Origin of the sequence: Sphingopyxis sp., assembly GCF_035686825.1 — a bacterium.
Classification (GTDB): domain Bacteria; phylum Pseudomonadota; class Alphaproteobacteria; order Sphingomonadales; family Sphingomonadaceae; genus Sphingopyxis.
The window spans coordinates 190,370-204,128 of sequence record NZ_DASRYZ010000002.1; the positions used below are offsets into that span (position 1 = coordinate 190,370).

Annotated in this window: 15 protein-coding genes; 11 read left to right on the plus strand and 4 right to left on the minus strand. The window is 66.9% G+C overall.

The window, feature by feature from the left end:
* The first annotated feature begins 26 nt into the window (after nucleotides 1-26).
* The 4 genes from VFG17_RS02110 (at nucleotide 27) to VFG17_RS02125 (ending at nucleotide 2,933) form a co-directional block, all read left to right on the plus strand.
* Nucleotides 27-650: a cell wall hydrolase gene (locus tag VFG17_RS02110; RefSeq protein WP_325027829.1), complete on the plus strand. Its 624-nt coding sequence runs from the start codon at nucleotides 27-29 to the stop codon at nucleotides 648-650.
* 68 nt (nucleotides 651-718) lie between these two features.
* The gene (locus VFG17_RS02115) at nucleotides 719-1,360 is read left to right on the plus strand and encodes a DUF4136 domain-containing protein (protein WP_325027830.1); all 642 of its coding nucleotides are present in this window, start codon (nucleotides 719-721) and stop codon (nucleotides 1,358-1,360) included.
* A complete protein-coding gene (locus VFG17_RS02120) occupies nucleotides 1,357-2,466 on the plus strand; it encodes a M14 family metallopeptidase (RefSeq protein ID WP_325027831.1) in 1,110 nt (369 codons plus the stop codon). The genes VFG17_RS02115 and VFG17_RS02120 overlap by 4 nt, the downstream gene beginning before the upstream one ends.
* Nucleotides 2,463-2,933 carry a GNAT family N-acetyltransferase gene (locus VFG17_RS02125; RefSeq protein WP_325027832.1) on the plus strand — a complete coding sequence of 157 codons (471 nt, stop codon included), beginning with the start codon at nucleotides 2,463-2,465 and terminating at the stop codon, nucleotides 2,931-2,933. Before VFG17_RS02120 ends, VFG17_RS02125 begins: the two co-directional genes overlap by 4 nt.
* A gap of 63 nt (nucleotides 2,934-2,996) precedes the next feature.
* On the opposite strand, the gene VFG17_RS02130 is transcribed toward VFG17_RS02125, so the two are convergent.
* A complete protein-coding gene (locus VFG17_RS02130; RefSeq protein WP_325027833.1) occupies nucleotides 2,997-3,449 on the minus strand; it encodes an Hsp20 family protein in 453 nt (150 codons plus the stop codon).
* A 189-nt stretch (nucleotides 3,450-3,638) separates the two neighbouring features.
* Between VFG17_RS02130 and gpmA the strand changes: the two genes are divergently transcribed.
* Nucleotides 3,639-4,325 (plus strand): 2,3-diphosphoglycerate-dependent phosphoglycerate mutase, encoded by a 687-nt coding sequence (gpmA, locus tag VFG17_RS02135; protein WP_325027834.1) that lies wholly within the window; start codon nucleotides 3,639-3,641, stop codon nucleotides 4,323-4,325.
* Between the two features lie 132 nt (nucleotides 4,326-4,457).
* Nucleotides 4,458-6,491 carry a DUF3857 domain-containing protein gene (locus VFG17_RS02140; protein WP_325027836.1) on the plus strand — a complete coding sequence of 678 codons (2,034 nt, stop codon included), beginning with the start codon at nucleotides 4,458-4,460 and terminating at the stop codon, nucleotides 6,489-6,491.
* 16 nt (nucleotides 6,492-6,507) lie between these two features.
* Here VFG17_RS02140 and dapD read toward each other — a convergent pair whose 3' ends face one another.
* Entirely contained in the window at nucleotides 6,508-7,350 is an 843-nt protein-coding gene (gene dapD / locus VFG17_RS02145; RefSeq protein WP_325027838.1) for a 2,3,4,5-tetrahydropyridine-2,6-dicarboxylate N-succinyltransferase, read from the minus strand.
* Nucleotides 7,347-8,024 (minus strand): pyrimidine 5'-nucleotidase, encoded by a 678-nt coding sequence (locus VFG17_RS02150; RefSeq protein ID WP_325027839.1) that lies wholly within the window; start codon nucleotides 8,022-8,024, stop codon nucleotides 7,347-7,349. The genes dapD and VFG17_RS02150 overlap by 4 nt, the downstream gene beginning before the upstream one ends.
* Before the next feature lie 264 nt (nucleotides 8,025-8,288).
* Between VFG17_RS02150 and VFG17_RS02155 the strand changes: the two genes are divergently transcribed.
* Genes VFG17_RS02155 through VFG17_RS02165 form a run of 3 tightly spaced genes read left to right on the plus strand, consistent with a single transcriptional unit; the run spans nucleotide 8,289 to nucleotide 12,008 of the window.
* Nucleotides 8,289-9,461 (plus strand): S8 family peptidase, encoded by a 1,173-nt coding sequence (locus VFG17_RS02155; RefSeq protein ID WP_325027840.1) that lies wholly within the window; start codon nucleotides 8,289-8,291, stop codon nucleotides 9,459-9,461.
* An 8-nt stretch (nucleotides 9,462-9,469) separates the two neighbouring features.
* On the plus strand, nucleotides 9,470-10,663 hold the full coding sequence (locus tag VFG17_RS02160) for a hypothetical protein (protein ID WP_325027841.1): 1,194 nt from the start codon (nucleotides 9,470-9,472) through the stop codon (nucleotides 10,661-10,663).
* Between the two features lie 43 nt (nucleotides 10,664-10,706).
* Nucleotides 10,707-12,008: an amidohydrolase family protein gene (locus VFG17_RS02165; RefSeq protein WP_325027842.1), complete on the plus strand. Its 1,302-nt coding sequence runs from the start codon at nucleotides 10,707-10,709 to the stop codon at nucleotides 12,006-12,008.
* Nucleotide 12,009: 1 nt separating this feature from the next.
* Here the strand turns inward: VFG17_RS02165 and VFG17_RS02170 are convergent, their stop codons facing one another.
* Nucleotides 12,010-12,504, minus strand: a complete 495-nt coding sequence (locus VFG17_RS02170; protein ID WP_325027843.1) for a DNA-deoxyinosine glycosylase — start codon at nucleotides 12,502-12,504, stop codon at nucleotides 12,010-12,012.
* Nucleotides 12,505-12,810: 306 nt separating this feature from the next.
* Between VFG17_RS02170 and rpsL the strand changes: the two genes are divergently transcribed.
* Both rpsL and rpsG read left to right on the plus strand, forming a co-directional pair.
* The gene (rpsL, locus tag VFG17_RS02175; protein WP_037556358.1) at nucleotides 12,811-13,182 is read left to right on the plus strand and encodes a 30S ribosomal protein S12; all 372 of its coding nucleotides are present in this window, start codon (nucleotides 12,811-12,813) and stop codon (nucleotides 13,180-13,182) included.
* Between the two features lie 73 nt (nucleotides 13,183-13,255).
* Complete coding sequence (rpsG, locus tag VFG17_RS02180; protein ID WP_037556359.1) at nucleotides 13,256-13,726, plus strand: 30S ribosomal protein S7; 471 nt, start codon at nucleotides 13,256-13,258, stop codon at nucleotides 13,724-13,726.
* Nucleotides 13,727-13,759 lie beyond the last annotated feature (33 nt).

The window sequence follows — 13,759 nt, forward strand, 5'->3', positions numbered from 1 at the left end:
ACGTGGCCGGCATGGCTGCCGTTGGCATGACTGCCGCCTCCATGCTGCTTCTGGCGGAACCGGGCTTTGCAAGCGATCTTGCTGCCGACGCCAATATCCCCGCGATCATCCTCCCGGGCGCCGATGCGCCGGCGGTTGAGGAGAAGGCGGATCTCCCGATCGAAGCCGAGGCGCCGGTCGAGGACAGCACCCAGAACGAAACCGAAGCCGATCCCGCGCCGATCCCGGCGCCGGTGACCGCCGCTTCGCTCGCCGAACTCGTCGCCGTGACGCCGCGGCCCGCCGAAATCGATCCCGAATTGCGCTGCCTCGCCGGCGCGGTCTATTTCGAATCGCGCGGCGAATCGCTCCCCGGCCAGCTCGCGGTCGCGCATGTCGTGATCAATCGCGCCCAGTCGGGCCGCTTCCCCAAAAGCCTGTGCGGCGTCGTCCTGCAGAAAAGCCAGTTCAGCTTCGTGCGCGGCGGCCGGATGCCGGCGGTCCGCAAAGGCGCGCAGTGGGACAATGCGGTCGCGATCGCCCAGATCGCGCGCGACGGCACGTGGAAGAACCACGCCCCGGGCGCGCTCTTTTTCCACGCGCGCTACGTCTCGCCGGGCTGGCGCAAGACGCGTATCGCGCAAATCGACAACCACATCTTCTATCGTTGATTGCCGGGGCGGGGTGTTCAGGCATCCCGTTCATTGCCAAGCCATAATTGCTGGCGCATGATGCGCGGATGACGCGTTCTCTTTCCGCCGCCCTGCTCGCTGCAGTGGCGTTCGCCATGGCTGGCTGCGCGACGGCGGTGCCGCCGGTCGAAGTCACCCGCTTTCACACCAATGCGCCTGCCGGCTGGGCGCCGGGCACGCGCTACGCGATCGCGACCGCGCCGCTCGACGCCCCGGGTGCGCAAACCCCAAGTGCGGTTCCCGGCGCGGCGATGCCCTCGCTCGAATGGAACAGCTACCGCGCCGCGGTCGACCAGCAGCTTCAGCGGCAGGGGCTGGTCCCCGCCGGATCGGGCGAACGTGCGCCGCTCCTCGTCCGCATCTCCTTCGACCGCGTCGACCAGCTGCCCGAGGGCCGCCGCTCGCCCGTGTCGGTCGGCGTCGGCGGTTCGACCGGCAGTTACGGCTCGGGGGTCGGACTCGGGATCGGCATCAATCTCGGCGGCGGTCCGAAGCGGATGGCCGATCTCCAGCTGTTCGTCCGCATCGACGATGCCGCATCCGGCCAGGCGCTGTGGGAAGGTCGCGCGTTGACCGCGGTTCCGGTCAAGGCGCCCGCCAACCAGCCGAGCCTCGCCGCGGCGAAATTGGCCGAAGCCCTATTCAAGGACTTCCCCGGCGAATCGGGACGCACTATCAGCGTCAAATGACCATCAGCATCAACGCCGCTTTCGACAGCGGCAATATCGTCGTGGAAAATGTCGACGGCACGTCGGCGCGCCTTTCGATTCGCAAGGATCGCGAATCGGACTTTTTCCAATGGTTCCACTTCCGCGTTGCGTGCAGCGTCGGCGACGCGCTCGAACTCGCGATCGCCGGGCTGGCCGAATCGGCTTATCCCGACGGCTGGCCGGGTTACGCCGCCTGCGCGAGCTACGACCGCGAGACCTGGTTCCGCCTCGACACCAGCTATGATGCCGGTACGCTGACGATCCGTCACAACGCCGAAAGCCCGCTCCTCTGGGTCGCCTATTTCGCGCCTTACTCGATGGAACGCCATCACGACCTGATCGCCTCGGTCGCCGAATGCGAGGGGGTCACCTATCGCTGCCTCGGCACCAGCCTCGAAGGCCAGCCGATCGACTGCCTCGAAATGGGCAGCGGCGACACGCAGGTCTGGCTCTATGCGCGTCAGCATCCGGGCGAATCGATGGCCGAATGGTGGATGGAAGGCGCGCTCGAAAAGCTCACCGATACCGCCGACCCGCACACGCGCTCGCTGCTCGCCAAATGCCGTTTCCACATCGTCCCGAACATGAATCCCGACGGCTCGCGCCGTGGCCATCTGCGCACCAATTTTGCCGGTGTGAACCTCAACCGCGAATGGGACAATCCGACCGCCGAGCGCAGCCCCGAAGTGCTCGCCGTGCGCAATGCGATGGACGAAAGCGGCGTCGATTGGGCGATGGACGTCCACGGCGACGAGGCGATCCCCGCGGTCTTCCTCGCGGGGTTCGAGGGCATCCCGTCACTCAAACCCGAACAGACCGAGAAGTATAAGGCATTCGAAATCGCACTCGCGGCGAACACCCCCGATTTCCAGGTCGATCTCGGCTATGAAGAATCGGCGCCGGGCAAGGCCAATCTCTCGATGTCGACGACGCAACTCGCCGAACGCTTCGGCGCGGTGTCGATGACGCTCGAAATGCCGTTCAAGGACAATCGCGACCTTCCCGATCCGGTGCAGGGCTGGTCGCCCGAGCGGTCGAAACTGCTCGCCCACGCCTGCCTCGCGACGCTGGACCAGCTACTGTGAGAGGTGATGCCTGGCGGATCGTCGAGGACGATCTGTCGGGCGCCGCCATTCGCGCGCTGCTCGAGCAGCATTTCGCGGGCATGCTTGCCAACTCGCCCGCCGAAAGCTGCCACTTCCTGGATTTCGACGGGCTGCGCGCGGGCGACGTGACCTTCTGGTCGATCCATCGCGGCGAAGACCTCGCCGGATGCGGCGCGCTCAAGGCGCTCGACGAGCGTCACGGCGAGATCAAGTCGATGCGCACCGCCGACGCCTTTCTGCGGCAGGGCGTCGCCGCGCGCATGCTCGTCCACATCATCGACGAAGCCCGCGCTCGCGGCCTCGAACGGCTCAGCCTCGAAACCGGGTCAGGTCCTGCTTTCCAGCCCGCACTCGCGCTCTATGCGCGCCACGGCTTCGAGGATTGCCAACCCTTCGCCGACTACCAACCCGACCCGTTCAGCCGCTTCATGGCGCGCGCGCTCTAGCAACGAAAACGGGGCCCGGAAGGGACTCCGGACCCCGCATCATCAAACCAGATCGGCCGCCGTTTACGCGGCCTTCTTGTCCTCGATCACCGGCGCACCGCCGATCGCGATCTTGTGCGGCTTCATCGCCTCGGGCACTTCGCGCACCAGGTCGATCGTCAGCAGCCCGTCGGCGAGGTCGGCCGCGCTCACCCGCACGAAGTCGGCGAGCTGAAAGCGGCGCTCGAACGCGCGCGTCGCGATGCCGCTATAGAGCAATTGGCGCGCCTCGCCTTCGGCCACCGGCGCCTTGCGGCCGCTGACGGTCAGCATATTCTGCTGCGCGGTGATGTCGATCTCGTCGCTCTTGAATCCCGCGACCGCGACCGTGATCCGGAAATGGTCGTCGGCGAGTTTTTCGATGTCGAACGGCGGATAATTTTCGGCGCCCGACCCGCCGGTTTCGAGGAAATCGAAGAGCCGGTCGAACCCGACGGTCGAACGACGATAGGGGGTCCAGTCGAAACTGTTACGCATGGGTCATTCCTTCCTTGCAAAAGCGAAGCAAAGGGACCGCGGGAACGCCCGCGATCGCCACCCGGCCCCGTATCGGCGGCCGGACGATCCAAATCTGGGTGCCGCCGAAACCATTTCAAGAGCGCGGTTGGCGTTCGATGAAAAGCCGCGCTAAAGGGCGGCACACTTCCTCCAGTGCAAGGATCCCAAATGCCCCAGCTCATCCTCATCCGTCACGGCCAGTCGCAGTGGAATCTCGAAAACCGCTTCACCGGCTGGTGGGATGTCGATGTCACCGAAAAGGGCGTCGCCGAAGCGATCGCCGCAGGCGAGCTGATGAAGGCGAAGGGCATCGCGCCCGACACCTGCTTCACCTCGGTCCAGTCGCGCGCGATCAAGACGCTGAACCTGGCGCTCGAGGCGATGGGGCGGCTGTGGCTCCCCGTCACCAAGGACTGGCGCCTCAACGAGCGCCACTATGGCGGCCTCACCGGGCTCGACAAGGCCGAGACCGCGGCGAAGCATGGCGACGATCAGGTCAAGATCTGGCGCCGCAGCTTCGACATCCCGCCGCCGCCGCTCGAAGCCGGCTCGCCGTGGGACCTGTCGAGCGACCCGCGCTACGCCGGCATCGATATCCCGTCGGCTGAAAGCCTCAAGGATACGATCGAGCGCGTACTCCCCTATTATGAAGCGGCGATCGTGCCCGAGCTCGCGGCGGGCAAGACGGTGCTGATCTCGGCGCACGGCAACAGTCTGCGCGCGCTCGTCAAGCATCTCTCGGGCATTTCGGACGCCGACATCACCGGGCTCGAAATCCCCACCGGCCAGCCGATCGTCTACGACCTCGCCGACGACCTGACCGCGCGCGAACGCTATTATCTCAGCGAACGTTGAGCGCGCTTTCGCGGCCGCGACACGACTCTCGCAGGCGCAGCAGGACGATACCGATACTTCGGGATCGGTATCGTCTTTTCTTGCATCGCGCGCAATTCGCGACATGATTGCCCCGGATAACGGGGGGTTATGGTGCGGATATTTTTCTCGATGATGGTCGGCGCCGTCTTGGCGCAGGCTCAGGTTCAGGCAAAAGACGAACGGATCGAGCAGGGACCGGTTCCGGACTGGGCGACCCCGTCCGAACTGATGCCGGTTCCCGAGGGAGCTGGCGGGCTGATTTTCGTGCGACGCCAGGATGCGCTGATCCATCTCGATGCGGAGGGTCAGGCGCAATATTTCGGCTATCGCATCCGCATCCTCCATCCCAATGCGCTGCAGATGGGCAATATCCAGACCGCGTGGAATCCCGCGTCGGGGCCGCCGGTCGTGCATTTCATCAAGGTCCATCGCGACGGCGAGACCATCGACGTCCTGGAAAAATCATCGTTCGAAATATTGCGCCGCGAGGGTCAGCTCGAGGCGGCGATGCTCGACGGCATTCTGACCGCGGTGCTCCGCGTTCCCGACCTGCGCGTCGGCGACGAGCTCGAGGTCGGCCTGACCACCCGGCTCAGCGACCCCACGCTGGGCAAGAATGATTCGGGCGTGCTTCTCCTCGGTCCCAGCCCCGCGCCCGGCCGCTACCGCCTGGGGCTGAGCTGGGAAAAGGGGTTGAAGCCGCATGTCCGGATGACCCCCGACATCGCGCCGGTCGCCCGGTCGCGCGCCGACGGAATCGATTTCAGCTTCGACAATCCGGCGATGCTGACGCCGCCGAAAGACGCGCCGGGGCGTTATCAGTGGCAACGCATCGTCGAATTCACCGACTTTGCCGACTGGGCGACGATTTCGCGGCACTTCGCTCCGCTGTTCGCCAAGGCGGCGCGGATCGACGAGGGGTCGGCGCTCGACCGGGAAGCCGCGCGCATCGCGGCGGCGCACGCCGCGCCCCTCGACCGGGCGAGCGCGGCGCTGAAGCTCGTCCAGCAGGATGTGCGCTACATCTACGTCGGCCTCGGCAACGGCAATCTGACCCCCGCAACGGCGGAGGAAACGTGGCAGCGCCGCTACGGCGATTGCAAGGGCAAGACCGCGCTGCTCCTGGCGCTGCTCGCCCGGCTGGGGATCGAGGCGGAAGCCGTGCTCGCCAACAACAATGGCGGCGACGACGGTCTCGACGCGCGGCTGCCCAATCCCGGGATGTTCGACCATGTCCTCGTGCGTGCCCGTATCGACGGCGTCGCTTATTGGCTCGACGGCACGCTGCCGCCGGTGGTTTCCCCCGGCTCGACCCCGGCGATACCCTATCGCTGGGTCCTTCCGCTCACCGAACGGGGCAGCGCGCTCCAGAATCTCGAATGGCGGATGGCGAGCAAGCCGAACGAAATCACGCTGTACGAGATCGACGCGCGCGCCGGCTTCGACAAACCGGCGAAGGTGACGAACACGATGATCGTTCGGGGGCTGCCCGGGCTCGTGCAACAGGTCCAGCTATCCGGCCTGACCGCCGACCAGTTGCGCGACGGCATGCGCCAGCAGCTGATCGGCGCGACATGGGAAACGGTCGACGATGTCAAATGGCGCTACGACCAAAAGGCCGAGGCGAGCATCCTGACCGTGAGCGGGACGTGGACGATCGATTGGGACGATGACGGCGACGGGGACAAATCCTATGCGCTCCCCGGAGGCGGATTCAGTCCGCCCGAAAGACGCGCCCGCGCGGTCGATCAGGATCAGGACCTGCCCTATTACAGCGCGCCCGAATTCGACTGCCGGGTGACGACGCTCCGCTTGCCGGCCACCACGAACGCGGCGAACTGGTCGTTCAAATCGGGCTATGACACGCGCATTTTCGGAATGAATTATTACCGCGCCTTCGATCTTCGCGACGGTGCGATCCGCATGATCCGCGGGCTGCGCGTCGAACAGCCCGAAATCGATGCGGTCAGCGCGCGGCGCGACAACGGCCGGATCGCCGGCTTCGACAACAGCATGGCGTGGGTCTCCTACAAACCCGAGGTCGCGAAGCCGCACGATCCCACGGGCCGGGTCGTGCCCGCCACCTATGATATCGACTGGACCGCCGACACCGTTCCCTGCCTTTCGCCCGCGACGATGCGCTGACCCGGCCGGACAGACTCTAGTCGCGCAGCAGCTCGTTGATTCCGGTCTTCGCGCGCGTCTTGGCGTCGACGCGCTTGACGATCACCGCGCAGTAAAGCGACGGTCCCGGCGTCCCGTCGGGCAGGGGCTTGCCCGGCAGCGAACCCGGCACGACGACCGAATAAGCGGGGACTTCGCCGATAAACACCTCGCCCGTCGCGCGGTCGATGATCTTGGTCGATGCGCCGAGATAGACGCCCATCGACAGCACCGCGCCTTCGCGCACGATCACGCCCTCGGCGACCTCGGCGCGCGCGCCGATGAAGGCGCCGTCCTCGATCACCACCGGCCCGGCCTGCAGCGGCTCCAATACGCCGCCGATTCCCGCGCCGCCCGACAGATGGACATTGGCGCCGATCTGCGCGCAGCTACCGACGGTGGCCCAGGCGTCGACCATCGACCCTTCGCCGACATAGGCGCCGATATTGACGAAGCTCGGCATCAGCACCGCGCCCTTGCTGATGAAGGCGCCGCGGCGGACGATCGATCCGGGGACCGCGCGGAAGCCCGCGTCGCGAAAGCGGTTCTCGCCCCAGCCGGCGAATTTCGACGGCACCTTGTCCCACCAGGTCGCGCCGCCGGCGCCGCCCTCGATGATCTCCATGTCGTTGAGGCGGAACGACAGCAGCACAGCCTTCTTCAACCACTGGTTGACCTGCCAGGTGCCGCCCGCGTCGCGCTCGGCAACGCGGTAGCTGCCGTCGTCGAGCCCCGCGAGCGCACTCTCGACCGCCTCGCGCACCGCGCCGGTCGTGGTCAGCCCCAGCGTGTCGCGCGCGTCCCACGCGGCTTCGATCGTGCTCTGCAGGTCGGTCGTCATGAAATTCCCCAAGGTGAAGGCAAGGTATCGAGCCAGTCGGCGATGTCGGTCGCGTGGAAATCGACATGGTCCGGCAGGTGGTCCCGATGGCCGCTTTCGCTGCCATTGTCCAGCCACACGGTCGTCATCCCCAGCCGCTTCGCCGGGGTCAGGTTGCGCGCCATATCCTCGACGAACAGGCTCTTCGCCGGATCGACGCCGAGGTGCGCGACCATCATGTCATAGGCCGCCGCGTCGGGCTTGGGCGTATAGCGGGTGACGCGGATGTCGCAGATGCCGTCGAACAGGTCGGCGATCCCGCGCGCCTTCAGCACCCGCGCCGCATAATCGGCATCGGCGTTGGTGAAGACCAGCTTGCGTGCGGGCAGCCGCTCGAGCCCGGCGCGCAGCCGCGTGTCCACCGTCAGCCGGTCGAGCGCGATATCATGGACATCGACCAGGAAATCCTCGGGATGCACGCCGTGGTGGCGCATCAGCCCCGCCATCGTCGTGCCATGATCGTGGAAATATTGCTTCTGCACCCGCCGCGCCTCGACCGCGTCGACGTCGAGCAGGCGCATGATGAAGGCGCCCATACGCGCGTCGATCAGGTCGAACAGCTTCGCCGACGGCGCATAGAGCGTGTTGTCGAGATCGAAGATCCAGCTGTCGATATGGTCGAGTGCGGGGGACATGATGCGGGCGCATAAAGGCTGCGGTGGGCAGCGGCAAGGCGGGTGAGCGAGCACGCACCATATCACCCTATCGTCGCCCCCGCGAAGGCGGGGGCCGCTGTCGGTCTGTCGCAACGATGAGGCCCGATCGCCAACGGCCCCCGCCTTCGCGGGGGCGACGGGTTGGAATAGCGAGGATCAGCGAACCCCCAATTAACCGCATGATGCTACCCCTTCCCCCTCCGTCGCGTTAAAAGACGGGCATCAGGGCAAAGGGGAACGGCGATGGCCGACGCGAACCGACGCAGCCGCATCCACCGGATGGCTGGGCGGTCTTTACCTCTTTTGTTTGGCATCGCCGCGCTCTCGCTTGCGGCGTGCGGTGGAGGTGGCGGCGGTGCCCGCCCCTCGCCGACTCCGGCTCCACCGCCCGCTCCGACGCCGACCCCCACGCCAACGCCCACGCCTCCACCGCCGACCGGCAATTTCGACACCGCCGAAACGCGCATGTCCGACGGGGTCAATTTCCACGGCGCGATCACCGCCTATCGGGCGGGGGCGACGGGGCGGAATATCCTCGCCGGCGTCATCGACGACGGTATCGATCAGGACAGCCCCGAATTCGCCGGGCGCATCTCGGCCGCTTCGGCCGACCTCGCCGGGTCGCGCGGGATCAATGGCGAAGGCACGCATGGGACGAACGTCGCGCAACTATTGCTCGGCGGGAAAAATGACGCGGGCACCTTCGGTATCGCGTTCGACGCCAGCCTGCTCGTGCTGCGCGCCGACCGGCCGGGAAGCTGCGCGACCGAGGATCCGTCGAACGACGAAAGCGGCTGCCGCTATCCCGAAACGGCGATTGCGGCGGGGCTCGACCGCGCGGTCAGCGCGGGCGCGCGCGTCGTCAACATCTCGCTCGGCGGTGAGGATCCGCCCGGCGCGATGCTGCGCGCCGCCGTCTCGCGCGCGACCGCGGCGGGAATCATCGTCATCGTCGCGGCCGGCAACGACGGCGACACCACCGCGAACGGCAACGATCCGGGCAGCCCCGATCGCTTCGCGCAGGGGCTGCGCGATGCCGGCGGCGGGCTCGTCGTCATCGCCGGGTCGGTCGATGGCGGCGGTGCGATCTCGCCGTTCAGCAACCGCGCGGGCGGCTATGCGGGCTCCTACCTCACCGCGCTCGGCGAGGGCGTGTGCTGCGCCTATGAAAATGGCGCGCTCAAGACCGAGGGCAATTTCGTCTTCGTGCTCAACGGCACCAGCTTCGCCGCGCCGCAGGTCGCGGGCGCGGTCGCGCTGATCGCAGAGGCCTTCCCGAACCTCACCAGCCAGCAGATCGTCTCGCTTCTCTACCAGTCGGCGCGCGATGCGGGCGCCGCGGGCGCCGACGGGGTCTATGGTCAGGGCATCCTCGACATCGCGCGCGCCTTCCAGCCGATGGGGCGACGGCGCTGACCGGGACCATGACTGCGGTGCCGCTCGGTGCGCCGCTCGGCCTGCTCGGCGGTCCGATGGGCGACGCCGGCGGGGCGGGCACGATGGGCCTCGTCACCGACGGTTTCGGGCGCGCCTTTACCGTCGACTTCGGCGGATCGCTTGGCATCCGCCGCCCCGATTTCAAGCTGTCGGGCGCGATCGGCGGACTCGTCCACCAGCAAAGCGCCGCCAGTTCCTCGCTCGCGCTCTCGCTCGTCACCGCGCCCGGCGCGGGCGGCACCGATGCGCTCGCCGGGCTGTCCTTCCACGACGCGCGGCGCGCGCGCACCCTCGCCGCGTCGGTGATGACGCGCCTCGATGCGCACACGCGTCTCGGTTTCGCCGCGGGGCGCGGCACCGGCGGCCTGCTCGCGGACGAGCGCGGTGAAAGCGGTCACGCGATGCTGATCGCCGACGCCGCGCACGAAGGGCTGGGCTTTGCCGCGAGCCCCGGCATCGGAACGATAATTCGGCATAATATATATAAAAATCAATATGTTAATTTATATGCCGAAAGCGGTTGGGTCTCGGGCTCGCGCTGGCAGGACGATCCCCTCCTCCGCTACCGTTCGCGCTCCGACAGCCGCTACCAGCGCCTCGGCGCCGCGTGGGACGGCCATCTCGGCCCCGTGCGCGCCGCGATCGGCGCCAGCTGGCTCCGCGAATCGGACAGCCTCCTCGGCGCCCGCCTCGGCCCCGTCTTCGGTGCGGGCGGCGCGACCAGCCTCGTCGGCGACGCGAGCTTCACCCTCAATATGCGTGAAGATTGGCAAATTGCAGCCGTCTGGCGCCAGATGTGGACCCGCCCCGACGCCCGTGGCCTCGTCGCGGGCGGCGCGCTTCGCTCGACCGCCTTCTCGCTCGACCTCGCCAAGGCGGGCCTGCTGCAAGCCGGCGACCGCGCCGCGCTGCGCTTCGCCCAGCCGCTGCGCGTCGCGCGCGGCGGCATCGACCTGATGCTCCCCGTCGCGCACGACTATGCCAGCGGCCAAACCGATTTCGGCCGCCGCACCTATAATCTCGCGCCGACGGGGCGCGAGCTGGTGGTCGAGGCGAGCTATGCGCTTTCGCTGTTCGGCGGAGATCTGATCGCCAACACATGGTGGCGCCGCGACCCCGGCCACATCGCCGCGATGCCCGACGACCGCGGCGCGGCGCTCCGCTTTACGATGGGCTTCTGATCGGCTTTAACGTTCCCCAAAGATCAAAACAGGGGATGCCGAAATGAAGCCGATTCAAATTCTTCCGCTCGCGCTGTTCGGCGCGACGCTCGCCATGCCGCTCGCCGCCCAGGCGCCCGCGCGCACTGTTATCCATGCCGGGCAATTGCTCGCCGAACCCGGCAAGCCGGCGCGCGGCGCCTCGACGATCGTCGTCGAGGGCGGCAAGATAGTGAGCATCGCCGACGGCTATCAGGCGGCCGACCCCGGCGCGACGCTGATCCACCTCAAGGACAAATATGTCCTCCCCGGCCTGATCGACAGCCATGTCCATCTGACGAGCGACGCGGGCGGAATCGCCGGCCAGCTCGAGGAAATCACGCTTAGCCCGGCGGCGCAGGCCTTCAATGCCGAGGTCAACGGCATGAAGACGCTGCGCGCGGGCTTCACCACCGTCCGCAATCTCGGCGACGGCGACGGGGCGACGCTGGCGCTCCGCGACGCGATCGCGGCGGGCAAGGTGCGGGGACCGCGGATCGTCGATGCCGGCGCCAGCATCTCGGGCAGCGCGGGGCATATGGACGGCTCGCTGGGCTATCGCGACGAGCTTCGCCCCTTTTTCGCGGGGGCAGGCAACACCTGCAACGGCGCCGACGATTGCCGCCGCGCGGTGCGGCTGCAGATCGGGCGCGGCGCCGACGTGATCAAATTCGCCTCGACCGGCGGGGTGAACAGCCGCATCGGCGCGGGCCTCGGCAAGCAGATGTTCGACGACGAGGCGCGGGCGATCGTCGAGACCGCGCATCTGTTCGGCAAGAAGGTCGCGGTCCACGCGCACGGCGCCGACGGCATCCGCCTCGCGATCGGTGCCGGCGCCGACTCGATCGAACATGGCACGATCCTCGACGACGCGACGATCGCGGCATGGGCGAAGTCGAAAACCTATTATGTTCCGACGCTGTCGACCGTGAACGGTTACAAGGAACGGCTCGCCGCCAATCCCGACGCCTATGAGCCCGACGTGCTGGCGAAGATCAAATGGCGCATCTCGATCACCGGCAAAAGCCTCGAAACGCTCGTCCCGCGTGGCGTGCGCATCGCCTTCGGCACCGACGCCGGCGTCTCGAAACACGGCCGCAACGGCGACGAGTTCGAACTGATGGTCCAGCACGGCATGACCCCGGTCGAAGCCTTGAAGGCCGCGACGGTGAATGCGGCCGACCTGCTCGGCCTCTCGGACCAGATCGGCTCGATCGCGCCGGGCAAGAGCGCCGACATCATCGCGGTGGCGAGCGATCCCATCGCCGATGTGCGCATACTCAAGAAGGTCGATTTCGTGATGGCGCGGGGAGAGGTCGTCGACTGACCTATAGTGCGCCGCGCAGCGCCAGCCAGCGGTCGCGCTTCGCATCGAATCCGATCGTATGCGCGGCGCTGCTCGACGGCAGATCGACGAGAGCGACGCCCTCGATCGGCGGGAGCTGCTTCCGCCCGATCGCCGCGGCCTTGCCGCCGTTGAAGGCGATCATGCGCAAATCGGGCAGGTCGGCGATCAGCGCTGCGAGGTCGTGGGCTTCGGCTTCGCGGATATGGCTGTCGCTGCTCGTGTGGCGTTCGGCGCTGCGGATCACATCCCACAGGCCGACCTTCGCTTGGCGCAGCGCGGTCAGCCTGTCGTCATAGGGTATATCCGCGAGCGGCCGGCCGATCACCTCGCCCAGCAGGCGCCAGAACTGGTTGGTCGGATGCGCATAATATTGCCGCGCGGCGAGCGAGCGGGCGCCGGGCAGGCTTCCCAAAATCAGCAATCGCGTGTCGGGCGCGACATGCGGGGCGAAGCTGGCGTGGCGGACGGCGGGCATGGACCCGCGATAGCCCGCTCCGCGTGGCGCAACAATATTGCCTGCCTCTTGACCGGGGAGGGAATCGGGTCTAGGGGCGCGCTCGACCGAAAAGGGCGGTTTGCCGCCTCTTTCAGTTGCAACAGCGCTTGAACATTGCTGGCGCGGATGGAGCCTCCGGAAGATCAATCCGATCTGCCGGGGTCTTTTGCTGTTATCAGGTCGGCCGTTTTCCGCCATTTTCGGCGGGCTAGCGGCCGGAGCTTCATCCACCGCGGTACAGTAACCGTTCGCTTTGATGGGCGGACACAAAAAGGTGAAGCATTCATGCCCACGATCAACCAGCTGGTCCGCAAGGGCCGGACTCTCCAGAAGGTGAAGTCCAAGGTCCCGGCGATGGAAGCAAACCCGCAAAAGCGCGGCGTTTGCACTCGTGTCTATACGACGACCCCGAAAAAGCCGAACTCGGCGCTCCGCAAGGTTGCAAAGGTCCGCCTGACCAACGCCCGCGAAGTCATCACCTATATTCCCGGCGAAGGCCACAACCTCCAGGAACACAGCGTCGTGCTGATCCGCGGCGGCCGTGTGCGCGATCTTCCCGGTGTGCGTTACCACGTCTTGCGCGGCGTGCTCGATACGCAGGGTGTGAAGGACCGCAAGCAGAGCCGTTCGAAGTACGGCGCGAAGCGTCCGAAGTAAGGACCGCTTTTTCGGCTATTTGATCATCCCAGGCTGCCTCGGCGCCGGGATGCTGTTGTAAAAGGAATTACCCATGGCTCGTCGTCGTCGTCCTGAACGCCGCGAAATCCTGCCCGATCCCCGTTTCGGGGATGTCGTGCTGTCGAAATTCATGAACAGCGTCATGCTGGACGGGAAGAAGTCCGTCGCCGAAAGCATCGTTTACGGTGCGCTCGAGTCGGTCGAAGCCCGCGCCAAGAAAGAACCGATCGGCGTGTTCCACGAAGCGCTGGCGAACATCCGCCCGAACATCGAAGTCCGCAGCCGCCGCGTCGGCGGTGCGACCTATCAGGTTCCGGTCGAAGTCCGCCCCGACCGCGCGCAGGCGCTCGCGATCCGCTGGCTGATCACCGCCGCGCGCAACCGCAGCGAGACCACGATGGCCGCGCGCCTGTCGGGCGAACTGCTCGACGCGTCGAACAACCGTGGCAACGCGGTCAAGAAGCGCGAAGACACGCACCGCATGGCCGAAGCCAACCGCGCTTTCAGCCACTACCGCTGGTAATTTGCCGGACGCTCTCCGTGTTACGGGGGCGTC

What these genes read in the sequence shown, in the direction of transcription:
- VFG17_RS02110 (WP_325027829.1), top strand. Translation starts at nt 27, where the DNA reads ATGACTGCCGCCTCCATGCTGCTTCTGGCGGAACCGGGCTTTGCAAGC.
- VFG17_RS02115 (WP_325027830.1), top strand. Translation starts at nt 719, where the DNA reads ATGACGCGTTCTCTTTCCGCCGCCCTGCTCGCTGCAGTGGCGTTCGCC.
- VFG17_RS02120 (WP_325027831.1), top strand. Translation starts at nt 1,357, where the DNA reads ATGACCATCAGCATCAACGCCGCTTTCGACAGCGGCAATATCGTCGTG.
- VFG17_RS02130 (WP_325027833.1), bottom strand. Translation starts at nt 3,449, where the DNA reads ATGCGTAACAGTTTCGACTGGACCCCCTATCGTCGTTCGACCGTCGGG.
- gpmA (WP_325027834.1), top strand. Translation starts at nt 3,639, where the DNA reads ATGCCCCAGCTCATCCTCATCCGTCACGGCCAGTCGCAGTGGAATCTC.
- dapD (WP_325027838.1), bottom strand. Translation starts at nt 7,350, where the DNA reads ATGACGACCGACCTGCAGAGCACGATCGAAGCCGCGTGGGACGCGCGC.
- VFG17_RS02150 (WP_325027839.1), bottom strand. Translation starts at nt 8,024, where the DNA reads ATGTCCCCCGCACTCGACCATATCGACAGCTGGATCTTCGATCTCGAC.
- VFG17_RS02155 (WP_325027840.1), top strand. Translation starts at nt 8,289, where the DNA reads ATGGCCGACGCGAACCGACGCAGCCGCATCCACCGGATGGCTGGGCGG.
- VFG17_RS02160 (WP_325027841.1), top strand. Translation starts at nt 9,470, where the DNA reads ATGACTGCGGTGCCGCTCGGTGCGCCGCTCGGCCTGCTCGGCGGTCCG.
- VFG17_RS02165 (WP_325027842.1), top strand. Translation starts at nt 10,707, where the DNA reads ATGAAGCCGATTCAAATTCTTCCGCTCGCGCTGTTCGGCGCGACGCTC.
- VFG17_RS02170 (WP_325027843.1), bottom strand. Translation starts at nt 12,504, where the DNA reads ATGCCCGCCGTCCGCCACGCCAGCTTCGCCCCGCATGTCGCGCCCGAC.
- rpsL (WP_037556358.1), top strand. Translation starts at nt 12,811, where the DNA reads ATGCCCACGATCAACCAGCTGGTCCGCAAGGGCCGGACTCTCCAGAAG.
- rpsG (WP_037556359.1), top strand. Translation starts at nt 13,256, where the DNA reads ATGGCTCGTCGTCGTCGTCCTGAACGCCGCGAAATCCTGCCCGATCCC.